Source organism: Micromonospora sp. LZ37, assembly GCF_059359015.1.
This window is the reverse complement of record NZ_JCADBL010000026.1, coordinates 1-6,043: the sequence shown is the minus strand read 5'-3', so window position 1 is coordinate 6,043 and position 6,043 is coordinate 1. Positions and strand designations below refer to the sequence as shown.

Below are 6,043 nucleotides of genomic sequence, written 5' to 3'. Positions count from 1 at the left end.
CGCCGGCGCCACCGGCATCCTGGTGCCCACCCCGGTCACCCGGCCCGAGGAGGTGTCCGCCGCCCCGCACGTCGCCCGCGACCTGCCGGCGGCGATCGAGGAGATCCTGCGCCGGCGGGCCGCGCTGCACCCCGCCCCCCGGCCCAGCGCCGGCACGGTGCTCGTCGTCCGCAGCGACTCCGCCGGCGACGTCCTGGTCACCGGCCCCGCCATCCGCGCCGTCGCCGCCACCGCCGAACGGGTCGTCCTGCTCCACGGTCCCCGGGGCCGCGCCGCCGCCGCCCTGCTGCCCGGTGTCGACGCGCTCGTCGAGTGGCCGCTGCCGTGGATCGACGGCGACCCGGCGCCCGTGGACCCCGCCGACCTCCACCGGCTCACCGACACCCTCCGGCAGGTCGCCGCCGACGAGGCCGTCATCTTCACCTCCTACCACCAGTCACCGCTGCCCCTCGCCCTGCTGCTCCGCCTCGCCGGGGTGGCCCGGATCAGCGCGATCAGCGACGACTACCCCGGCACCCTGCTCGACACCCGCCACCGGGTGCCGGCCGGCGTGCCCGAGCCCGAACGCGCCCTCTCCCTCGCCGCCGCCGCCGGCTACGCGCTGCCCGCCGGCGACGACCCGAGGCTGCGGATCCGCCCCGACGGGCTGCCACCGGTCCCGGCCGGGCTCGGCGGGCCGGGATACGTCGTGGTCCATCCCGGCTCGGCGGTCCAGACCCGCGCCTGCCCGCCGGAGCTGGCCGCCCGGATCGTCCGGGAGCTCACCGCCGCCGGCTACCGGGTGGCGGTCACCGGCGGCCCCGGCGAGGCCGAGCTGACCGCCCGGGTCGCCGGGGACGCCGGCGTCGACCTCGGCGGGCGCACCGGACTGGCCGACCTCGCCGCCGTGCTCACCCACGCCGCGGCGCTGGTGGTCGGCAACACCGGGCCGGCACACCTCGCCGTCGCGCTGGACGTGCCGGTGGTGAGCCTCTTCGCCCCCACCGTCCCGTACGGACAGTGGGGGCCCTACCGGGTGCCGGCGGTACGCCTCGGCGACGCCGCCGCACCCTGCCGCGACACCCGGGCCACCCGCTGCCCGGTGCCCGGACACCCCTGCCTCTCCGGCATCGAGCCGGGTCACGTCCTCGACGCGGTACGCCTGCTCGGCGTACCCGGAGACCGTCCGACGGCGCGGGTCGACGCCGTGGCGGCCGCCGGCGGTGGGAGCGCCCGATGAACATCCTGGTGTGGCACGTGCACGGCTCCTGGACCACCTCGTTCGTGCACGGCAAGCACCGCTACCTGGTGCCCGTCACCCCCGACCGGGGGCCGTACGGGCTCGGCCGGGCCCGCACCTACCCCTGGCCCGACAGCGCCGTCGAGGTGACCCCGCAGCAGCTGCGCCGCGAGGACGTCGACCTGGTGCTGCTGCAACGCCCGGAGGAGTTCGACCTGGCCTGCGACTGGCTCGGCCGGCGGCTCGGCCGGGAGCTGCCGGCGGTCTACGTCGAGCACAACACCCCCAAGGGCGACGTGCCGAACACCCGGCACCCGATGGCCGACCGGGACGACCTGCTGCTCACCCACGTCACCGGATTCAACGAACTCTTCTGGGACAACGGCGGCACCCGCACCGCCGTCGTCGAGCACGGGGTGGTGCCGCCGGCGGTGGAGTGGACCGGTGAGCTGGACCGGCTCGCCGTGGTCATCAACGAACCGGTGCGCCGCTGGCGGGTCACCGGCACCGACCTGCTGACCCGGTTCGCCGAGATCGCCCCGCTGGACGTCTTCGGCATGCGGGTGGCCGGGCTCGCCGACCACCTCGGCCTGCCCGCGGACCGGCTGACCAGCCACGACGACGTGCCGCAGCACCGGATGCACACCGAGCTGGCCCGGCGGCGGGCGTACCTGCACCTGTGCCGTTGGACCTCGCTCGGGCTGAGCCTGATCGAGGCGATGACCATGGGCATGCCGGTCGTCGCGCTGGCCACCACCGAGGCCGTCGAAGCCGTGCCGCCGGGGGCCGGGGCGCTCTCCACCCGGGTCGACGTCCTGGTGGAGGCCGCGCAGCGGTTCGTGGCGCGGCCCGCCGAGGCCCGCCGGGCCGGGGTCGAGGCGCGTGCCGCCGCCCGGGCCCGCTACGGCCTGGACCGTTTCCTCGCCGACTGGGACCGCCTGCTGGAGGAGGAAGTATGCGCATCGCGATGATCTCCGAGCACGCCAGCCCCCTCGCCGTGCTGGGTGGTGAGGACGCCGGTGGGCAGAACACCCATGTCGCCGAGCTCTCCGCCGCGCTGGCGGCCGCCGGACACGAGGTGCGGGTCTACACCCGCCGCGACGCGGTCGACCTGCCGGTGACCGTCCGCGCCCCGGACGGCTACGACGTGGTGCATGTCCCGGCCGGGCCGGCCGAGCCGCTGGCCAAGGACGCCCTGCTGCCACACATGAAGGAGTTCAGCCGGTGGCTGACCCAACGGTGGCGGGGCGGGGACTGGGTGCCCGAGGTGATCCACGCGCACTTCTGGATGAGCGGACTCGCCGCGCTCACCGCCGGCCGGCAGACCGGGGTGCCGGTGGTGCAGACGTACCACGCGTTGGGCGCCGTCAAGCGTCGCCACCAGGGCGTACAGGACACCAGCCCGGCCCGGCGGATCGCGTACGAGCGGGAGCTGGGCCGCTCGGTCGACCGGGTGATCGCGCAGTGCCAGGACGAGGTCGGCGAGCTGGTCCGGCTCGGCGTGCCCCGGTCCCGGATGACGGTCGTCCCGTCCGGGGTCAACCTCGCCACCTTCGCCCCGCTCGGTGCCGCCGTCGAGCGGGAACCCGACCGGCCCCGCATCCTCACCGTCGGCCGGCTGGTCGAACGCAAGGGCTTCCAGACGGTGATCCGGGCGATGGCGCTGGTGCCCGACGCCGAGTGCGTCGTGGTGGGCGGCCCGCCCGCCGGGCTGCTGGAGACCGACGCGTACGCCCGGCGGCTGCGCGCGCTCGCCACCACCTGCGGGGTGGCCGACCGGGTGCGGCTGGTCGGCGCGGTCCCCCGGGAGGAGATGGGCCGCTGGTACCGCTCGGCCGACGTGCTGGTCGCCGCCCCCTGGTACGAGCCGTTCGGGCTGACCCCGCTGGAGGCGATGGCCTGCGGGGTGCCGGTGGTCGGCACCGCGGTGGGCGGCATCCGGGACACCGTCGTCGACGGGGTGACCGGCGACCTGGTTCCCGCCCGGGACCCGCGGGCGCTCGGCACCGCGATCCAGCGCCTGCTCACCGACCGCATCCGCCGCTTCGGGTACGCCACGGCGGCGTTGCAGCGGGCCCGGCGCAGCTACTCGTGGGCTACGGCCGCGGAGCGGCTGGCCGAGGTGTACGGCGAGGTGGCCGCGGTGCGCCGGCCCACCGGGGTGGTCGCCTGATGACCGCGACGGACACCGGCGTGCTGGCCGGGCACCTCTCCCTGCTCGCCGAGGCGCTGCTGCCGTTCCGCGCCTCCGAGCAACTGCTCGCCCGGTGGGGCGCCGAGCTGGCCGGGACGCTCTCCGGCGGCGGCCGGCTGCTCGTCGCCGGCAACGGCGGCAGCGCCGCCGAGGCACAGCACCTCACCGCCGAACTCGTCGGCAAGCTGCGCGACGACCGGGAACCGTACTCCGCGATCGCACTGCACGCCGAGACCTCCGCGCTGACCGCCATCGGCAACGACTACGGCTACGACGAGATCTTCGCCCGCCAGGTCCGCGCCCACGGCCGGCAGGGCGACATCCTGCTGCTGATGTCCACCAGCGGCGCCAGCCCGAACCTGCTCGCCGCCGCCCGGGCCGGTCGGGAGGCCGGGCTGCGCTGCTGGGCCTTCACCGGTCCGACGCCGAACCCGCTCGCCGAGGCGTGCCACGAGGCGCTCGCCGTCGCCTCACCCGAGAGTCAGGTGGTGCAGGAGCTGCACCTGGTCGCCACCCACGTGCTCTGCGAGTACGTCGACCGGATCCTGCCCACGGTGCCCGCGCCCCCCACCGCCGCCGTGCGGACCGGCGTCGAGGTGGTGCTCGACGGCGGCGGCCCGCGGGTCGAGGCGGGATGAGGCGGCCGACGGTGCGGGGACCGCTGGTGGTCGTCGGCGACACCCTGCTGGACCGCGACGTCGAGGGGGTGGTGAACCGGCTCTGCCCGGACTCCCCGGTGCCGGTGCTCGACGAGACCGACCACGCCGACCGCCCCGGTGGGGCCGGGCTGGCCGCGGTCTTCGCCGCCGCGCAGGGCGCCGAGGTGGCGCTGGTGACGGCCCTCGCCGACGACGCCGGCGGCGCCCGGCTCGCCGCCCTGCTCACCGCCGCCGGGGTGCAGGTGTACGCGCTGCCGCTGCTCGGGGCCACCCCGGAGAAGATCCGGCTGCGGGCCCGGGGCCGGGTACTGCTGCGGCACGACCGGGGCGGGTCGGCCGCCGAGCCGGGTCCGCCGCACGAGGCGGTGCTCCGGCTGATCGCCGGAGCGTCCGCGGTGCTGGTCAGCGACTACGGCCGGGGCGTGGCCCGACAGCCGGCGCTGCGCGCCGCCCTCGCCGCGACCCGGGCGCCGGTGGTCTGGGACCCGCACCCGCGCGGCCCGGCGGCGGTGCCCGGGATCACCCTGGCCACCCCGAACGAGGCGGAGGTCCGCGAGCTGACCGAGGTCCCGCCGGGCGGCCCCCGGCTGGCCGCCGCCGCCCGGGGCGCCCAGGGGCTGCGCGAGCGGTGGCGGGCCGGCGCGGTCGCGGTGACCCTCGGCGGCGACGGCGCCCTGCTCTGCCACGCCGGGGCCACCCCGCTGGTGGTCTCGGCGCCGGTCAGCGCCGAGGGGGACACCTGCGGGGCCGGGGACCGGTTCGCCTCCGCCGCCGGGATCGCCCTCGCCCGGGGAGCGCTGGTCTCCGAGGCGGTGCAGGAGGCGGTCGCGGAGGCTTCGGCGTACGTGGCGGGCGGGGGAGTGGCCACGGCCCTGCCACCACCGGTCCGGGCGCTCCCGCCGGTGGTGGCCGGCGGTGGCGACCTGCGGATCGGGGCGGCCGCGGCCGGCGCGGTGGTCGCCGAGGTACGGGCGGCCGGCGGCACCGTGGTCGCCACGGGCGGCTGCTTCGACCTGCTGCACGCCGGGCACGTGGCCACCTTGCAGGCCGCCCGGCAGCTCGGCGACTGCCTGATCGTCTGCCTGAACTCCGACGCCAGCGTCGCCGGCCTGAAGGGACCGGACCGCCCGGTGGTGTCCCAGGGTGACCGTGGCCGGCTGCTCGCCGCCCTGGGCTGCGTGGACGCGGTGCTGGTCTTCGACGAGCCGACGCCGCACGCCGCGCTGAGCTGGCTGCGCCCGGACATCTGGGTCAAGGGCGGCGACTACGCCACGGGCGGCGGCGACGAGCCGACCCTGCCGGAGGCGGAGGTACTGCGCCGCTGGGGCGGGCACACCGTGGTGGTGCCCTACCTGGACGGCCGCTCCACCACCGACCTGATCGCGGCGGCCCGTGGCGGGGGCCGCGCGGCCGCGTCCACCGGTCCACGTCACACCGGCGGCACCCCGCTCGCCCCTGTCGAGCAGGGCGACGTGGACCAACCGACTGCGGAGGGAGCCCGATGACCAGCAGTGCACCCGGTGCCGGCCCGACCGTCCTGGTCACCGGCGGCTCCAGCGGGCTCGGTGCGGCGGTGGTGACCGCGGTGGCCCGGGCCGGCGGACGGCCACTCGTGCTGGACCGGCACCGCCCCGGCGACGGGGTGCCGTGGGTGGAGTGCGACCTGGCCGACACCCGGGCCGCCGAGGAGGCCACCCGGCAGCTCGCCGAGCGCTCCGGCGGCCTCGACGGCGTGGTCACCGCGGCCGGCATGGACGTGCCCGGCAAGCTGGTCGACGTGCCCCGGGAGACCTGGGAGCGGATCGTCGCGGTGGACCTGCTCGCCACGGTGGCGGTGGTCCGGGCGGCGCTGCCCTACCTGGAGGCGTCCCACGGCAGCATCGTCACGGTGGCCTCGACGTTGGGGATCAAGGCCGTCTCCGACGCCACCGCCTACTGCGCGGCGAAGTTCGGCGTGGTCGGCTTCACCCG

The 6,043-nt window shown here is 77.2% G+C and carries 6 protein-coding genes; all 6 read left to right on the top strand.

Going from position 1 to position 6,043, the window contains the following annotated elements; genetic code table 11:
• Window positions 1-1,219 (top strand): glycosyltransferase family 9 protein (locus AC5L3Z_RS29440; RefSeq protein ID WP_494846630.1); only part of this gene is annotated, 1,219 nt, incomplete at its 5' end.
• Complete coding sequence (locus AC5L3Z_RS29435) at window positions 1,216-2,190, top strand: glycosyltransferase (protein ID WP_494846628.1); 975 nt, start codon at window positions 1,216-1,218, stop codon at window positions 2,188-2,190. The genes AC5L3Z_RS29440 and AC5L3Z_RS29435, both read left to right, overlap by 4 nt.
• Window positions 2,175-3,392, top strand: a complete 1,218-nt coding sequence (locus AC5L3Z_RS29430; protein WP_494846627.1) for a glycosyltransferase — start codon at window positions 2,175-2,177, stop codon at window positions 3,390-3,392. Before AC5L3Z_RS29435 ends, AC5L3Z_RS29430 begins: the two co-directional genes overlap by 16 nt.
• Window positions 3,392-4,051: a D-sedoheptulose-7-phosphate isomerase gene (locus AC5L3Z_RS29425; RefSeq protein WP_334534236.1), complete on the top strand. Its 660-nt coding sequence runs from the start codon at window positions 3,392-3,394 to the stop codon at window positions 4,049-4,051. The genes AC5L3Z_RS29430 and AC5L3Z_RS29425 overlap by 1 nt, the downstream gene beginning before the upstream one ends.
• Before the next feature lie 11 nt (window positions 4,052-4,062).
• Window positions 4,063-5,577, top strand: a complete 1,515-nt coding sequence (locus tag AC5L3Z_RS29420; RefSeq protein WP_494846626.1) for a PfkB family carbohydrate kinase — start codon at window positions 4,063-4,065, stop codon at window positions 5,575-5,577.
• A partial coding sequence (locus tag AC5L3Z_RS29415) for an SDR family NAD(P)-dependent oxidoreductase (protein WP_494846624.1) occupies window positions 5,574-6,043 on the top strand: 470 nt, incomplete at its 3' end. The genes AC5L3Z_RS29420 and AC5L3Z_RS29415, both read left to right, overlap by 4 nt.

Bases quoted from the DNA above. Each gene is read 5' to 3' on its own strand.
- AC5L3Z_RS29435 (WP_494846628.1), top strand. From the start codon at position 1,216: ATGAACATCCTGGTGTGGCACGTGCACGGCTCCTGGACCACCTCGTTC.
- AC5L3Z_RS29430 (WP_494846627.1), top strand. From the start codon at position 2,175: ATGCGCATCGCGATGATCTCCGAGCACGCCAGCCCCCTCGCCGTGCTG.
- AC5L3Z_RS29425 (WP_334534236.1), top strand. From the start codon at position 3,392: ATGACCGCGACGGACACCGGCGTGCTGGCCGGGCACCTCTCCCTGCTC.